Origin of the sequence: Oerskovia turbata, assembly GCF_000718325.1 — a bacterium.
Lineage (GTDB): Bacteria > Actinomycetota > Actinomycetes > Actinomycetales > Cellulomonadaceae > Oerskovia > Oerskovia turbata.
Genome location: NZ_JOFV01000009.1, coordinates 62996 through 78335, shown reverse-complemented (window position 1 = coordinate 78335; position 15340 = coordinate 62996). Strand labels below are relative to the sequence as shown.

The following is a 15340-nucleotide window of genomic DNA, read 5'->3' as shown; positions in this document are numbered from 1 at the left end:
CCGGACCGGTAGCGACCTCAACCTCGTTCTCGAGCGCAACCGCTACGGGGTCGTCGCCCCCAGGGTGTACGCCCCCGAACCCGCGTACGCGTGGACCACGTAGCGGTAGTAGCCGGCGGTCCCGGTGTACGTGACCGCCTCCGTGGCACCAGGCGACGTCGACTGCGCGACGCTGGCCCACGAGTACCCGTTCCACTTCTGCAGGTACAGGTCCAGGTCCGTGCCCGCCGGTCCGCTCAGGCACACCCGGTGCGTCCCGCCCCCGGTCGTGACGTACGAACCGTTCGGCTGCGCGACCGACGTCCCGGCCGAGACGCTGCCCTGGTAGGTCCGCGCATAGCCCTGGCACCCGGTCGGCGGCGGCTCGGTGCCCCCACCGTCAGAGGTCACGAGCGTGAGCCCGTACACCCCGAGGGCCTCGTTGACGGGCTGGAAGTACGTCGTCCCGCCCGACGAGCAGTTGCCCGACCCGCCCGAGGTCACGCCCTGCGCCTGGTTGCCCGCGAGGAGCGAGCCGCCCGAGTCGCCGGGCTCGGCGCACACGTTCGTGCGGATGAGCCCCGAGACGGTGCCCTGCGGGTACGTCACCGAGGTGTTGTACGCGCCGATGGTGCCGCAGTGCCAGCCCGTCGTGGAACCGGACCGGCAGACCGAGGCCCCCACGGGCGCGGCCGTCGACCCTGCGACCGCGACGCGCCCACCGCTGTAGTTGTTGACCGCGCCGACCGGGGTGTTACCCGCGTCGACCTGCACCCAGGCGTAGTCGTTGCCGGGGAAGTTCGACCCCCGGAACGTGCCGCCCGGCCCCGAGGTGCGGGTGCCGACCGAGCCGCAGTGCCCGGCCGTGATGAAGCCCCCGTTCACCGCGAAGCCGACCGAGCAGCGCCCGCCCGAACCCATGGTGTACGCGTTGCCGCCCACCACGTCGACGAGGGGACGAGGAGCCTCGGTCGTCGTCACGTAGGTGATGGCGTCGGCGGGCACGCCCGCGCTCGCGGCAGCCAGCTCCGCGAGGGCGCGTCCGCCGTCGTGCACGTTGACGACGACCTGGTTGGTCGTGACGTCGACGAACCAGCTCGGGACGCCCGCGGGGTCGTTGAGCTCACCGTCGAGCGCCGCCTTCCACGTGTCGAGCTCGGCGAGCGTGTGGTCGACGACCACGGGGGTCGCTCCGGCCGAACGGACCTCCTTGGCCTCGGCCCTGTCGGCGACGCCGACGTACAGGGTGTTCCTCGCAGGGTCGACCCAGGCGCCCGCGTAGGCGTCCAGGCTGTCGGCGAGAGCGTCCTCGGTGCTCGCCGCGTCGGACTGGAACGCCAGACGCTTCGTCGCGTCCTTGGCGCTCAGCCCCAGGTCCCGCTGGAGGGCGCGGAGCACCTCGGGCGAGACCTTCGAGGAGGTCTGGGGTGAAACGGTCGGGGTGTCGGGGGTGGGCGTCGCGGCGTTCGCGGTGAGCGCTGCGGGGCCGGCAACCAGTGCCGTCGCGGCGCACGCCGTGGCGAGCGTCCTCCAGAATGATCGTGCCATCTCGATGTCCCTTCGTCGGGTCCCGGGATCGCCGGGTGAACGAGGCTCACGCTAGGGAGCGGGACGCGGGCGGCACAGATGGCAACCGGGTCATACCGGGGCGTTATGTACGGGTCTCCCCGTAGGTGTCGAGCCAGCACAGGTAGCGCGGGCTGCGGCTCACGGCGTCGTGGTGGGACCGGACGGCGGCGTCCACGAGCACCTCGACGGGCAGGTGCGCGGCGCCACCGCGCCAGCCCACGTAGTGCGCCCATCGCAACGGCGCACCGTCGAGCGGCACGACCTGCGTGCCCGGGGTGTCAGGAAACGTCGGCTGGACCAGGGCGACCGCGTGCCCGGCCTGGACCAGGTCGATCACGGTCGGCCGGTCGGCCTCGCTCAGGCCCGACGGCGTGAAGCCAGCCCGCGCGCACGCCTGCGCGAAGCAGCGCTCGAAGCACCCGTCCCCGGGGCCGCTGAGCCACACCTCGTCGGCGAGCTCGCCCAGCGGGACCGACGAGCGGTCGGCGTGCGGGTGCCGGTCCGGCAGCAGCACGAACACGGGGTCGACGTCGACGCGCCACCACGTCACGCCGCCCGTCGTGGGCGGGCTCGCGTCGGAGCACAGGCCCACGAGCGCGACGTCGACCGTGCCCGCCGCGACCTGCTGCGCGGTCTCGTCCACGGACCAGCTCGTGGCGGTCGTGACGCGGACGTCGGGCAGCGCAGTGACGAGGCGGTGCACGAACCGTCCCGCGAGCGCGCTCGCCACGGTCCCGACGCGCAACGTCCCCATCCCGTCCTCGTCGCGGTTGACGTGCTGCTGGACGTCGTCGAGCAGCGACGTCATGGCGGGCAGGACCATGCGGGCGCGGCCCAGGACGAGCTCCCCGAGGGCCGTGGGGTGAGCACCGCGCTGGTCGCGCGTGAAGACCTGCCCGCCGAGCGAGCGGTCGATGCGGTTGAGCTGCGCGGTCAGCGCGGGCTGCGCGATCCCGAGGGCCGCCGCGGCACGTGTCACGCTCCCGTGGTCCGCGACGGCCACGATCAGCCGCAGGTGGCGGAGCTCGAGGTCCATGGGCCTGAAACTAGCGCGGCGGGTGAAGATCCGCGCCTCGTCAGGCAGCGAAGGGGGCCGGTCAGCCCAGGCGGCGAGCCGCCCGGCGCAACATCGCGGTCAGCACGGGACCGTGGGCCAGGCGCACCGGGACGAAGTACGCCCGACCCTTCCAGCCGTGCAGACGCACGACGGTCGTGACGCGCACGAGGCGAGCGGCGCCGTCGACCCCTACCGCGCAGCGGAAGTCGAGGTGCGTGTCGTCCGCGACGATGAGCGCCTCCTCGCCCTCGACCCGGGAGACGGCGAACACGCTCTGGTCGCCGCGACTCACGCCGATGAGCGGGACGAGGGCCTGCCGCAGGACGAACGCGGCGCGCACCCACAGGGGCGTCGAGCGGACGTCGAAGATCGCGCGGGCCCACGCGGCGGGGTCGGTCGTGGCGCCGTCGGGCAGGGGCACGACCACGACGTCGGCGTGGTCGGGTCGCGGGACGTCCTCGAACGCGAGCGAGGAGAAGTGGGGCGTCGCGGGTGCTGCGGTCATGGGGATGGCCTTCCTCGAACCGGCCCGTACGGCACCGTACGGATAGTCCGTACGGTAGCGTACGGACCATGCCGCCGACCACCCGCCTCGACGCCACCGCCTGGGTCGACGCCGCCTACGACGCCTTCACGACCGCAGGGCTCGACGCCGTCAAGATCGAACCCGTCGCGCGCACGCTCGGCGCGACCAAGGGCTCGTTCTACTGGCACTTCGCCGACCGGCAGGCCCTCGTCGACGCCGTCCTCGCCCGCTGGGAGACCGAGACCGCGCGCATCGTCGAGGAGGTCGAGGCCACGCCCGGCAGCCCCGCCGACCAGCTCGCCGCGCTCTTCACCGCCGTGACCCGCCGCCGATCACCCCGGACGGGCGAGCAGCTCCTCTACGCGCAGACCGACCTCCCGGGCGTCGCCGCAGCCATGAACCGCGTCACGACCCAGCGGCTCGACGTCGTCACGCGCCTCCTGCGCGCGGCAGGCTTCTCGCCCGCCGAGGCCCGGGCGCGCGCGACCATCGCGCTCGCGACCGTCGTGGGCGCAGAGCACCTGACGCTCGCCACCCCGGACCTCGCCCCGACGGGCGACGACGCGCGGACCATGCGCGACCTGAGCCTCACGATGATCCTCGGGCGGGGCTGACGGCACGCTCCGGCCGGGCCTTGCGGGTGGCTCGGCGCTGCCGAGCATGCGTTTGGCGTTCGTCGAACATGCGGTTGGCGTCGAAAACCGGCCGTCTCACGACGACAACCGCATGCTCGGCACCGAGGCGCCGGGGAACTTCACGGGAGCAGGAAGCCGTCACGCACCAGGCCACGCACCGCCGGGAGCAGCTCGCCCGCGAGGTCACCGGCCGGGACCTCGAACAGCGACGCGATCGCCCCGATCAGCTGGCCCACGGTGAGCTCTCCGTCGCTCGCCCCCACGAGCGCCGCGAGCCCTGTCGACGACTGGATCCCCCGGCCCAGGCCGTCGCCCTGGCGCACGATCAGGACGTTCGGGTCCTCGGCACCGGGCGTCAGGTAGCGTTCCTCGGTCACGTCGGGGGCCACCGCGAGGCGCGAGGACGCGAGAGCCGCGTCGTCCCGGGCCTCGAGCCAGTCGTGCGCCGCGAGCGAGGCGGCCAGGTGCCCGCCGAGCGGCTGGCGTACCGACCCGGTGTGCTCCTCGAGGCGGCGCAGGCTCACGCCATGCCCCTCGGCGGGCTTGCGGAGCGTGACGATCCCGAAGCCCACGGCCTCGACGTCGCGCGTCGCGAAGTCGTCGAGCCACGCCTCGTACGACGCGGCCCAGGCCCCGGGCTCGCGCTCGGGGGTCGTGCCGCCGTCGCGGATCCACGTCTCGGCGTACTCGGCCGGGTCCAGGACCTCACGCTGGATGATCCAGCCGTCGAGCCCGGCCTCTTCCAGCCAGGCGCCCACGCGCTCGGTCCAGGGCTCGCCCCGCCGTTGCTCCCAGTTGCCGAGCATCTGCGCGACGCCGCCCGGCGCCAGCACGTCCCCGACTCCCAGGACCAGGTCCCGCACGAGGTCGTCGCCCGCACGCCCCCCGTCGCGGTACTCGTACTCAGGGATGGCGCTGCCGGTCCCTCCCGGGACACCGCGCGGCGTGATGACGAACGGCGGGTTGGAGACCACGAGGTCGAACTGCTCCCCCGCGACGGGGTCCAGCATCGACCCTTCCCGCAGGTCCAGGCTCACCCCGTCGAGGGCCGCGTTGAACTCGGCGAACCGCAGCGCACGTCGGGAGATGTCGGTCCCGACGACCGACCGTGCGTGCCGTGAGGCGTGCAGGGCCTGGATGCCGCAACCCGTCCCGAGGTCGAGCACCCGGTCCACCGGGGTGCGCATCGTGACCTGCGCGAGCGTGATCGACGCGCCGCCCGCGCCCAGCACGTGGTCGCCCGCGAGGCGCCGCCCGGTCGCGAGCTCGCCCAGGTCCGAGGCCAGCCACCACGTGACCGGACCGGCCGCGTCGGCCGCGGCGTAGGGGCGCAGGTCGAGGAGGGCGCGGACGCCGTCGTCGGGCCCGTTGCCTGCCGCCGCCACGAGCCCGAGGCGAGCGGCGCCGTCGGTCCCCACGCCCGGTAGCGCGGCGTCGAGGTCCGCGCGACGGACCTCGAGGCCCAGCAGGAAGAGCCCGGCGAGGACGGCCCGCGGGTCCTTCCTGCCCGACGACGCCGCACCGGTCACGTCGTCGAGCGCGGCCCGGGCGACGCGCAGCGCGGGCACGGCCTGCTCGCGGTGCAGGGCCGCGGCCGCGAGGGGGCCGAGGAAGTCCTCGACCCCGTCGACCGTGTAGGAGGCGGCCGCGAGGTCGTCGCGCAGCAGCGGCAGCAGGCGTGGGTCGATCGTGGGTTCACCGAGGGACATGCCCCTATCCTCCCCCGACCACGGCCAGACTCACCCGCCGCAGGTGGTGTCCAGGTAGGCCGTGACACGCGCCGACGCCGCCGTCATCGCGTCCGTGTCGAGGTCCTTGCCCGCGTCGTCGAGCGCCTTGACGATCTCCTTCGGGGCGTCGCTGTCGGCCTTCGCGAGCGCCTTGGCAGCGGTCGAGACGTAGGACGTCACGGTCTTCCAGTCGGCCGCGACGTCCGCCGGGGGCTCGACGCTGGTCAGCGCGACCCGGGCGTTCTCGAACCCGGTCACCAGGGTGCGCGGGTGGTCGACGCTCATCGAGACCTGCGCGGTGTTGGCCGCGGCCCACGCAGCCTCGGTCTCGGCGCAGAACGACGTGTCGACGGCCGGGTCCCCCTCCGCGGCTGCGGCGTCCGCGTCGGCCGCCGACGCCGCGTCGGTCGCAGCGTCGACCGCAGTGCTCTCGGTCGCCGTGCCGGCGGCTCCGTCGGTCGCGGACGACGTGGGTGACGCGGCGGACGACTCGGTGCCGCCCTCACCCGAGCAGGCTCCCAGGGCGAGCAGCGCGACGACGGCGAGCGCCGTCGTCGGGCGCAGGAACGAGGTCTTCATGCCTCCATGATGCGGGCTGGAGGCCGTGCGCCGAAACTGCCGGGGCTGCACCAGGGGTGCCCGATCGGCGCGGGACGGGCCTGCGGCGAGGCCCGATCGGCCCCGGATCCCGACCACCTGCACCGCGACCGTCACCAGTTCTCCACGGTGGACGACGCCCTCTTGGTCCGGTTTCTCCCTAGGATGACCGCGTGAGCGCGATGCAGCGAGAGACGGTCGGACCCTCCTACGCCACAGGACCGGAGGGCGAGGTCCTCCTCGCCCGCCCCGACACACCTTCCACCGTCCCCCCGGATCTCACGCCCCCCGCCCGACGGCGGAGCACCGACGCGCGCGTACCCGTCCAGGCCCGCAGCAGCGACCGGCAGCGCACCATGGTCGACGCCGCCGCGCGCCTCCTGCTCGCCGAGGGCTTCCCGGCCGTCACGCACCGACGGGTCGCCCGCGCGGCGCAGGTCCCGCAGGGCTCCGCCTCGTACTACTTCCCGTCGAGCTCCGCGCTCGTCACGGCCGCGGTCGCGGCCGCCGAGGACCTGCGCGGCACCGCGGCGACCGAGAAGGCTGCCGGTCTCGCACGGCGCGACCGCTCGACCACGACGACGGCACGCCTGCTCATCGAGACGTTCTACGCACCCTCGGTCGACGACCAGGTCGTCGACGTCCGGCTCGACCCCGTGCTCACCGCGATGCGCGACCCCGCCCTGCGCCCCATCCTGCGCGCGAGCCGCCCTCGGCTGCTCGCAGCCCTGCGGACCGTGCTCGAGGCGTGCGGGTACGAGCACGTCACCGACGTCGACCTCCTGGGTCACTTCATCGACGCCGCGCTCCTGTCCGCGGCCGCCGACGGGACCCAGGACGTCCTCGACAGAGCGACGGGGACGACGGCGCGGCTGCTCGAGCACTGGCGGTAGTGCGGGAGCGGACGCGCGCCCGCTGTGCCGGCGTCCACGTCGCCGGGTCCACCGACGTGTCAGAACGAGCGTGACCTCGAGGTCACGCTCGTTCTGACACCTCGTCGAGAGAGGGCGCGACCTCAGCCCGCCCGTACCGCCTGCGGCTCCTCCGACATCTGCTCGCGGTCCACGCGCGCCGCGCGCAGCCTCGACAGGATGACGGCCCCGAACGCGATGCCCGCCGCGACCACCGCGATGCCGATGCGCAACGTGTGGTTGGCGTCCTCGGGGACGCTCAGCAGCACCACGGCCGGCGCGATGAGCACCGAGACCAGGTTCATGACCTTGAGCAGCGGGTTGATCGCCGGGCCGGCGGTGTCCTTGAACGGGTCGCCCACGGTGTCGCCGACGACGGTCGCCTCGTGCGCGGGCGATCCCTTGCCGCCGTACGCGCCGTCCTCGACGATCTTCTTCGCGTTGTCCCACGCCCCGCCCGAGTTCGCCAGGAAGACGGCCATGAGCACGCCGGCGCCGATGGCCCCCGCGAGGAAGCCCGCGAGCGGCCCCACCCCGAGCCCGAAGCCCACGGCGATCGGTGCGAACGCAGCCAGCAGGCCCGGGGTCGCGAGCTCACGCAGCGAGTCACGGGTGCAGATGTCGACGACCTTGCCGTACTCGGGGCGCTCCTCGTACGTCATGATCCCGGGGTGCTCGCGGAACTGGCGGCGCACCTCGTAGACGATCGCACCGGCCGCGCGGGTCACGGCGTCGATCGCGAGTCCCGAGAACAGGAACACGGTCGCGGCGCCGAGGATCACCCCGACCAGGGTGATGGGCGAGATGATCGAGTAGTCCAGCATCGAGACGACGAGCCCGCCCGCCGGGTTCGTGATGTCCGCGAGCGCCCCGCCCACGGCGTCCGCGTAGGACCCGAACAGCGCGGTCGCCGCGAGGACGGCGGTCGCGATCGCGATGCCCTTGGTGATGGCCTTGGTCGTGTTGCCCACTGCGTCGAGGTCGGTGAGGATCTGCGCGGCCTCCGGGTGGTCGTCTCCCGCCTCGCCGAGAGACATCTCGTAGATGCCCTGCGCGTTGTCCGAGACGGGACCGAACGTGTCCATCGCGACGATCACGCCGACCGTCGTCAGGAGCCCGCAGCCCGCGAGCGCGATGAGGAACAGCGACAGCCACACCGAGCCGCCCGCGATGAGGAACACCCCGCAGATCGCTGCCGCGATGATGCCCGCGGTGTACACCGCGGACTCGAACCCGACCCCGATCCCCGACAGGACGACCGTGGCCGCGCCCGTGCGGGAGGTGGCGGCCACGTGGAGGGTGGGCTTCGACGTCGTGCCCGTGAAGTAGCCCGTGACCCACAGGATGATGCCCGCCAGGACCACGCCGATGAGGACAGCGAGCGCCGCAACCACGCGCGGGTCGCTCGTGACGTCGCCCAGGTCCGCGGTGCCCGACAGCTCGGAGAACGACGACGGCAGGTACACGAACGCCGCGACGCCCGCGAGGACCGCGCCCAGGAGCGCCGAGAGGTAGAAGCCGCGGTAGATGGCCCGCAGGCCGTTCTCCTCGCCGCGGATACGCGTGATGAACACGCCGAGGACCGCGACGAACGCGCCGATGGCCGTGACGATCAGCGGGAAGACGAGCCCCTGCTCACCCATCGCGGCCTTGCCGAGGATGAGGGCCGCGACGAGCATGACGGCGTACGACTCGAAGAGGTCGGCGGCCATGCCCGCGCAGTCGCCCACGTTGTCGCCCACGTTGTCCGCGATGGTCGCGGCGTTGCGCGGGTCATCCTCGGGGATCCCCTGCTCGACCTTGCCCACCAGGTCCGCACCGACGTCCGCCGCCTTGGTGAAGATCCCGCCGCCCACGCGCATGAACATCGCGAGCAGTGCAGCCCCGAACCCGAACCCCTCGAGCACCGCCGGTGCGTCCCCTCGGTACAGCAGCACCACGCCGGCCGCACCGAGCAGGCCTAAACCCACGACGGACATCCCCACCACACCACCGGTCCGGAACGCGACGCGCGCCCCCTCGGCCCGCCCTCCGGGCCGCGTCGCGGCGGACGCGACACGCACGTTCGCACGCACCGCGAGCCACATCCCCAGGTAGCCGATGCACGCCGAGAACCCGGCACCGACGAGGAACGCGACCGACCGGCCCACCTTGATCCCGGCGTCGCCCGGCAGGAGGAACAGGAGCCCGAAGACGATCACCGCGAACAGCGCCAGGGTCCGGAACTGCCGGTTGAGGTAGGCCGAGGCCCCCTCCTGGATGGCCTGGGCGATGTCCTGCATCTTCGCGGTGCCCTCGGGAGCGGCCAGGACCTGGCGTCTGAGGACGAACGCGAAGACGAGCGCGGCGAGGCCTATGGCCCCGATCACCGCGACGATCGTGAGACTGGTGGAGCTGAGCGTGAGCATCCGTCCTCCTTGACGACTGCTGGACCGGGATCACCGGCTGGCCCCCCGGCACCCCCGGAGGATGCGCCCGAGTCTAGCCATGTGTGGCGTGCGTCACGAGACGTCGTGGGAGACGTCACGAGGAGGTGCGCCCGACTTCACCCCCAACGATCCACGGGTGCCGGGCGTCATGATCAGTGACACCGCCCACCAGGGGCGGTCGGACGGAAGAAGGGGGGAACGGTGGCCGACTGGGACGACGAGCTCACCGCGCTGAGCAGCCGGCGCGGTGACGCGCTCGTGGGGTACGCCTACCTGCTCTGCGGGAACAGGCGCGACGCGGAGGACGTGGTGCAGGACGCGCTCGTCAAGGTGTTCTCGAGGCTCCGCGGCAGGGGCCCGACGACGGAGCGGCAGGCCCCGCCCCGGCTCGCCGTCGGGCGGGACGCGGCTCTTCACGCTCGACGACGCGGCCGGGCGTGAGGCGCACCGCCCCGTCGCGCACCTCGAGGGGTACGTGCGCAAGGCGATCCTCACGCTCTACCTCGACGGGTACCGCCGCCGACGGCACTGGCTCGGGCTACGGCATCTCGTCGGGCAGCGAGAGGGCGTCGCCGGACCGGAGGCGCCCGCGTCGGCCCGTGCCGACACCGCCAGGGCGCTCGCCCGGCTGACTCCGCGGCAGCGCGCGTGCGTCGTGCTCCGCTACTACGAGGACCTGACGGTCCCGCGCATCGCCGAGGAGCTCGGGTGCGCCGAGGGGACGGTCAAGCGTCACCTGTCGGACGCGATGGCCGTCATGCAGCAGACGCTGGGAGCCGGCACCCCGGCCTCGCCCCAGAGCACCGCAGGCACGCCCCGACCCGTGCCCGCCGCCGCAAGGCCCCCCGTCTCGACGTATCCCGTCGGGAAGGCGCAGCGCACCACGAACGGGAGGAGCACGAAGTGAGCACCACCGACCACGGACCCTCGAACCACGGGGACGACCTGGGCCGCGCGCTGCGCGACCTGGTCGACGACGCGTCACTGCCCGGTCTCGACGCCCACCTCGACGTCGTCCGCGGACGCACGCGACGCCGTCGGGCAGCGAAGAAGGTCGCCCTCGGGGCGACGACCCTGTGCGTCGCCGGTGTGCTCGGCGTCGCCGCGGTCTCGCTCCCGCAGGACGCCCGGCCCGAGCCGGTCGCGCCGGCAGACACGCCCTCGCCGACGCCCGCTCCCCTGCCGACGTTCCCCGCCGGGATCGACGCCGCAGCGCTCACGTGCCGGCAACCCGCCCCGGTCCCCACGGGCGACGACCTGCCGGCCCTTCTCAGCACCGACGTCCCCGACCTCACGGTGCGGACCTCGTCGACCGTGACCGCACCGGTCACCGTCGCGTTCGGTGACGACGCACGCCTGCGCTACGACGACACGGCGGCCGGAGCGTACGTGATCGCCCAGGGCGGCGTGATCGTGAGCACCTCGCTGCCCGTCGCGCAGACCACGGGCGAAGCCACGCCCGCTCCCGGTTCCGCGACCACCTGGGAGATCGGTGTCGCAGCGGTCGCAGCGTGCGACCCCGCTGGCACGCAGCCCACCCCGCTCCCCGCAGGCGCCTACGAGGTGTTCGCGCTGCACCGCCTCCCCCTGACCGGCTACTCGGTCCTGCAGCCGGACGGGACGTGGGGCGACGAGACGACGGGGAAGCTGTTCGACGGTTGGCTCGTCGCCGACCCGGTCCCGTTGACGATCACCTCCGAGCCGGACCCCGTCGTCGTCCGGGACGTCCTCTCCACGGACACGTCGCCCGTCTTCGAGGCTCTCCGTGAGGCCGCGGCAGCAGGAGCGCCGGCCGCTGTCGACCTCTTCGTCGGCGAGGTCCCCCACCCCCTCACCGAGGGCCCGGACGGCACCCTGACGGTCAGGGTCGCCCGCAACGACGACGTCGGCGAGCGGTCCCGCACGACCAGCGACGACGGGTGGGAGCTGGTGGTCCACGGGGGGAGGAAGTTCATCGACCACCCGGAGGACGCCCAGTCGTTCGCACGACTGGTCGGCACCTACTCCGTGACCCTCGACGACTCCGGCGGCACCCCGACGCTCGTCCTCCAGGTGGTCGACGGCCCGACGCCGACCGAGCCCCCCGCCAGCACCGACGAAGCCGTCTGCGCGGCCCACTTCGACAGCCTGAACGGTGTCGAAGGAGCGTCGTCCGCGACGGTGTCCGCCTGGGAGGAGGACGTTCTCGCCCTGTACGACGCGACGGAGCCTGCCGCGACCTCGTCGGTCTACCCCGAGATCCGGTCCCGGTGGATCGACTCACCGCGCGTCTGGTGGGCGGCGGTCACCACCGCGGACGTCATGCGGACGACGGGATTCGGCGGAGACGCCCTCGTCGGGGCGTGCTCGGTCTTCTGGGACCACTGACACCGACCCGGCCGGCGACGGCCCCGAACGCCCGAGGATCTCCCCCGGTCGAACGGGGCCACGCCGCGCCACACCTCTCGCGAACACCGCTCCTGCGCTTGAATGGTTGCACCGCCGGCCTTCGAGGAGCACGCATGCCCCGCTCGACCTCTCTCTCCCGCACGTCCGCACCGCCGTGGGCGGAGACCGTCGCCTCGTGGGCGGGGCGGATCGTGCAGGCCGTGGCCTTCTGGCTCGTGCTCGCGCTGGTCCTGCTGCTGTTCGCTCCCGGTTTCGTGCGGACGGTGAGCGACTGGCTGGCGGTCCTGAACATCCCCACGTTCCCGAGCGTGTTCTCGGTGGTCCTGGTCGGGGTGATCGCGAGCGGCCTGCTGCGCCGGCAGCGGGCCGCCCTGTGGTTCGTCGTGATCGTGTGGCAGTTCCCGGTCGCGGTGCTGGGGCTCGCGGTGGGCCTGCTGTGGGTCTTCGACGAGGACAAGCAGGCGCTGCGGGCGGACGGTCTGGTGCTGTCGCCGCTCGAGATCGCGTCGTGGGTCGTGGCCGTCGCGGCGGTCGTCCTGCTGATCGCGGCCCGGTCTGCGTTCCCTGCCCGGGTCAGCAAGGGTGCGTGGTGGCGGGCGATCCTGGTGCTCGTGGGCGGGGTTGCTGTCTCGGCGCTCCTCACGCTCCTGCTGCTCGAGGTCTTCCCGCACACGCTGCACGGGATGCGCGACCGGGTGAACTGGAGCCTGTCGGTCGCGCTCGGTCTCAAGCCCAGCGACTACCCGCTGCACGCCGACGGCTCAGGGCCCGGCTGGCTGGCCCTGGTCGCGGGGCTGATCTCGGCGCTCGCCCTGGTGCTCGCGATCGCGGTCTTCATGCGGTCGGCCCCTCATGACGCCAAGGTCGAGGCGGCCGACGAGCTCGCTGTGCGCAAGCTCCTGCTGGAGCACCCCAGCGACGACTCGCTCGAGTACTTCGCGACGCGCTGGGACCGCAGCGTGATCTTCTCCCAGGACCAGCGCGCGGCCGTGACCTACCGGGTCATCTCGGGCGTGTGCCTCGCCGCGGGCGACCCGATCGGCGACAAGGCGAGCTGGCCCGACGCGATCGAGCAGTGGCGCGCGCACGCCCGGCGCTTCGGCTGGGTGCCCGCGGTGCTCTCGACGAGCGAGCTCGGCGCCAAGGCCTACCAGGCCGTGGACCTGCACCCGATCGCGCTGGGCGACGAGGCGATCATCAACACGCGGACGTTCACGCTCGACGGTCCCGCGATGAGGTCGGTGCGTCACGCTGTCGCGCGCCCCGAGCGTGAGGGCTACCGGGTCCTGGTCCGCCGCCAGGCCGAGATCCCGGCCGACGAGCTCGCGGCCCTGGTCGCCGCGGCCGACGAGTGGCGCCACGGCGAGGAGCGTGGCTTCTCGATGTCGCTGAGCCGCCTCGGGGACGCCGCGGACCCGCGCGAGATGATCGTCTCCGCGCACGACGCCGACGGGAACCCGCGCGGGCTCCTGTCGTTCGTGCCCTGGGGGCGCCGTGGCCTGTCGCTCGACGTCATGCGTCGCCACCCGCAGGCCGTCAGCGGCGTCACCGAGCTCATGGTCACCGAGCTCGTCGCCGCCGGGCGCGGCACGGGCATCGACCGCATCTCGATGAACTTCGCGATGTTCCGCGGGTCGTTCGAGCAGGGCGCGCGGATCGGTGCGACCCCGGTCCAACGGTTCAACCGCCGTGTGCTGCTGATCGCGTCCCGGTTCTGGCAGCTCGACTCGCTGTACAAGTCGAACGAGAAGTACCTGCCGGACTGGAAGCCGCGCCTCCTGTGCTTCCAGAACGCGGGCCAGCTCACGCAGATCATCTTCGCGGTGGGCCAGGCCGAGGGCTTCCTGCCGAACGCCCCGAGCCTGTTCCACCGCCGCGACCGTTCGCCGGACCTGCACCGGCCCGAGGTCTCGGCCGCGTTCGCCGAGGCCGTGCGTGCCCAGGAGACCGCGCTGCTCACCGTCTCGGCGCCCACGCGTCGCCTGACCGAGCAGCAGGCCACGCGCCACGCGAAGCTCGGTGTGCTGCGGGCGGCGGGCATGGAGCCGTACCCCGTCGCCGTCCCGCGCACCGTCTCGATCGCGGAGGCCGTGCGACGGGGCGTACCGCTCGGCCGGGCGCAGGACGCACCGCTGCCCGACGGCGCCGCACCGGCCGGGGCGAGCACCTCACCGGGCGACGTGGCCACCCGGGGCGACCTGTCCGTCGTCGGGCGGGTGGTGCGTCTGCGCGACCACGGCGGTGTGATCTTCGCCGACCTGCGCGAGGGGGTCGACGAGATCCAGGTCATGTTCACGGCCGACCGGCCCGGACCCGACCTCGGGCTGTGGCGCCGCGCGGTCGACCTGGGCGACCAGGTGAGCGTCACGGGTGACCTGACCCGCAGCCGCCGCGGCGAGCTGTCCCTGCACGCGAGCGCGTGGCAGATGGCGTCCAAGGCCCTCACGTCGCCGCCCGACAAGCACCGCGGGCTCGCCGACGCCGAGGCGAAGGTGCGGCTCAAGCACATGGAGCTGGCCCTCGACACCCGGACGGCGCAGATCCTGCGCGGGCGCAGCGCGGCCGTGAAGTCGCTGCGCGACTCGCTCGCGGCGCGCGACTTCATCGAGGTCGAGACCCCGATCCTGCAGCGCGTGCACGGCGGTGCGAACGCCCGGCCCTTCACGACGCACATCAACGCGTACGACCTCGACCTGTACCTGCGCATCGCGCCCGAGCTCTTCCTCAAGCGGCTCGCGATCGGTGGCGTCGGGCGGGTCTTCGAGCTGGGCCGCAACTTCCGCAACGAGGGCGTCGACGCGACGCACAACCCCGAGTTCACGTCGCTCGAGGCGTACCAGGCGTACGGCGACTACACGACGATGCGCGAGCTCACGCGCGACCTCATCGTCGAGGCCGCGATCGCGGTGCACGGCGAACCGGTCTCGCGGCGGGCTGACGGGACCGTGGTCCGGCTCGACGGCGAGTGGCCGGTCCGCACCGTGCACGGGGCCGTGTCCGAGGCCGTGGGCCAGGAGGTCACCCCGGACACCCCGATGGCCACGCTCCAGGCGATCTGCGAGGACAGGGGGGTCCACTTCACGCCGGACATGACGCACGGGGCGATCGTGACCGAGCTGTACGACGCGTTCGTCGAGGGGCAGACGGTCGAGCCGACGTTCTACACGGACTTCCCCCTGGAGACGTCGCCCTTGACCCGCACGCACCGCCGCGACCCGCGGCTCGCCGAGCGGTGGGACCTCGTGGCGTTCGGCGCCGAGCTGGGCACCGCGTACTCCGAGCTCATCGACCCCGTGGACCAGCGCGACCGCCTCACGCAGCAGTCGCTGCTCGCCGCGGCGGGCGACCCCGAGGCCATGGAGGTCGACGAGGAGTTCCTGTCCGCCCTGGAGTTCGCGATGCCGCCCACCGGCGGGCTCGGGATCGGGGTGGACCGCGTCTACATGATGCTCATCGGGGCGAGCATCCGCGAGACGCTCGCGTTCCCGTTCGTGAGGCCGTCGGGGCGGGGCTGACCCG

General features: G+C 73.2%; 12 protein-coding genes. 6 read left to right on the top strand and 6 right to left on the bottom strand.

All coding sequences use genetic code 11. The features are described from left to right. Window positions 1-42: 42 nt before the first annotated feature. From IE95_RS0111550 to IE95_RS0111540, 3 genes are all read right to left on the bottom strand, one after another. Window positions 43-1527 carry a S1 family peptidase gene (locus IE95_RS0111550; protein WP_030151782.1) on the bottom strand — a complete coding sequence of 495 codons (1485 nt, stop codon included), beginning with the start codon at window positions 1525-1527 and terminating at the stop codon, window positions 43-45. 103 nt (window positions 1528-1630) lie between these two features. Next, window positions 1631-2584: a LysR family transcriptional regulator gene (locus IE95_RS0111545; protein ID WP_030151781.1), complete on the bottom strand. Its 954-nt coding sequence runs from the start codon at window positions 2582-2584 to the stop codon at window positions 1631-1633. A 61-nt stretch (window positions 2585-2645) separates the two neighbouring features. After that, a complete protein-coding gene (locus IE95_RS0111540) occupies window positions 2646-3110 on the bottom strand; it encodes a DUF2867 domain-containing protein (protein WP_030151780.1) in 465 nt (154 codons plus the stop codon). Between the two features lie 68 nt (window positions 3111-3178). On the opposite strand from IE95_RS0111540, the gene IE95_RS0111535 reads away from it, so the two are divergent. Next, window positions 3179-3745: a TetR/AcrR family transcriptional regulator gene (locus IE95_RS0111535; protein ID WP_030151779.1), complete on the top strand. Its 567-nt coding sequence runs from the start codon at window positions 3179-3181 to the stop codon at window positions 3743-3745. Between the two features lie 140 nt (window positions 3746-3885). Here the strand turns inward: IE95_RS0111535 and IE95_RS0111530 are convergent, their stop codons facing one another. After that, window positions 3886-5475, bottom strand: a complete 1590-nt coding sequence (locus tag IE95_RS0111530) for a DUF7059 domain-containing protein (protein WP_030151778.1) — start codon at window positions 5473-5475, stop codon at window positions 3886-3888. Between the two features lie 30 nt (window positions 5476-5505). Next, complete coding sequence (locus tag IE95_RS0111525) at window positions 5506-6075, bottom strand: hypothetical protein (protein ID WP_030151777.1); 570 nt, start codon at window positions 6073-6075, stop codon at window positions 5506-5508. Window positions 6076-6275: 200 nt separating this feature from the next. Between IE95_RS0111525 and IE95_RS0111515 the strand changes: the two genes are divergently transcribed. Further along, complete coding sequence (locus tag IE95_RS0111515; RefSeq protein ID WP_240666259.1) at window positions 6276-6986, top strand: TetR/AcrR family transcriptional regulator; 711 nt, start codon at window positions 6276-6278, stop codon at window positions 6984-6986. A gap of 122 nt (window positions 6987-7108) precedes the next feature. On the opposite strand, the gene IE95_RS0111510 is transcribed toward IE95_RS0111515, so the two are convergent. Next, on the bottom strand, window positions 7109-9412 hold the full coding sequence (locus tag IE95_RS0111510) for a sodium-translocating pyrophosphatase (RefSeq protein ID WP_030151774.1): 2304 nt from the start codon (window positions 9410-9412) through the stop codon (window positions 7109-7111). Between the two features lie 222 nt (window positions 9413-9634). Here IE95_RS0111510 and IE95_RS21095 point away from each other — a divergent pair, with 222 nt between their 5' ends. The 4 genes from IE95_RS21095 to lysX all read left to right on the top strand — a co-directional run bounded on the left by IE95_RS21095 (window position 9635) and on the right by lysX (window position 15336). Then, window positions 9635-9874: a sigma factor gene (locus tag IE95_RS21095; RefSeq protein WP_240666247.1), complete on the top strand. Its 240-nt coding sequence runs from the start codon at window positions 9635-9637 to the stop codon at window positions 9872-9874. 34 nt (window positions 9875-9908) lie between these two features. Further along, window positions 9909-10340, top strand: a complete 432-nt coding sequence (locus IE95_RS21090; RefSeq protein ID WP_240666246.1) for an RNA polymerase sigma factor — start codon at window positions 9909-9911, stop codon at window positions 10338-10340. Continuing rightward, entirely contained in the window at window positions 10337-11800 is a 1464-nt protein-coding gene (locus IE95_RS0111500) for a hypothetical protein (RefSeq protein ID WP_030151772.1), read from the top strand. The genes IE95_RS21090 and IE95_RS0111500 overlap by 4 nt, the downstream gene beginning before the upstream one ends. Window positions 11801-11934: 134 nt before the next feature. After that, window positions 11935-15336 (top strand): bifunctional lysylphosphatidylglycerol synthetase/lysine--tRNA ligase LysX, encoded by a 3402-nt coding sequence (lysX, locus tag IE95_RS0111495; RefSeq protein ID WP_036571910.1) that lies wholly within the window; start codon window positions 11935-11937, stop codon window positions 15334-15336. Window positions 15337-15340 lie beyond the last annotated feature (4 nt).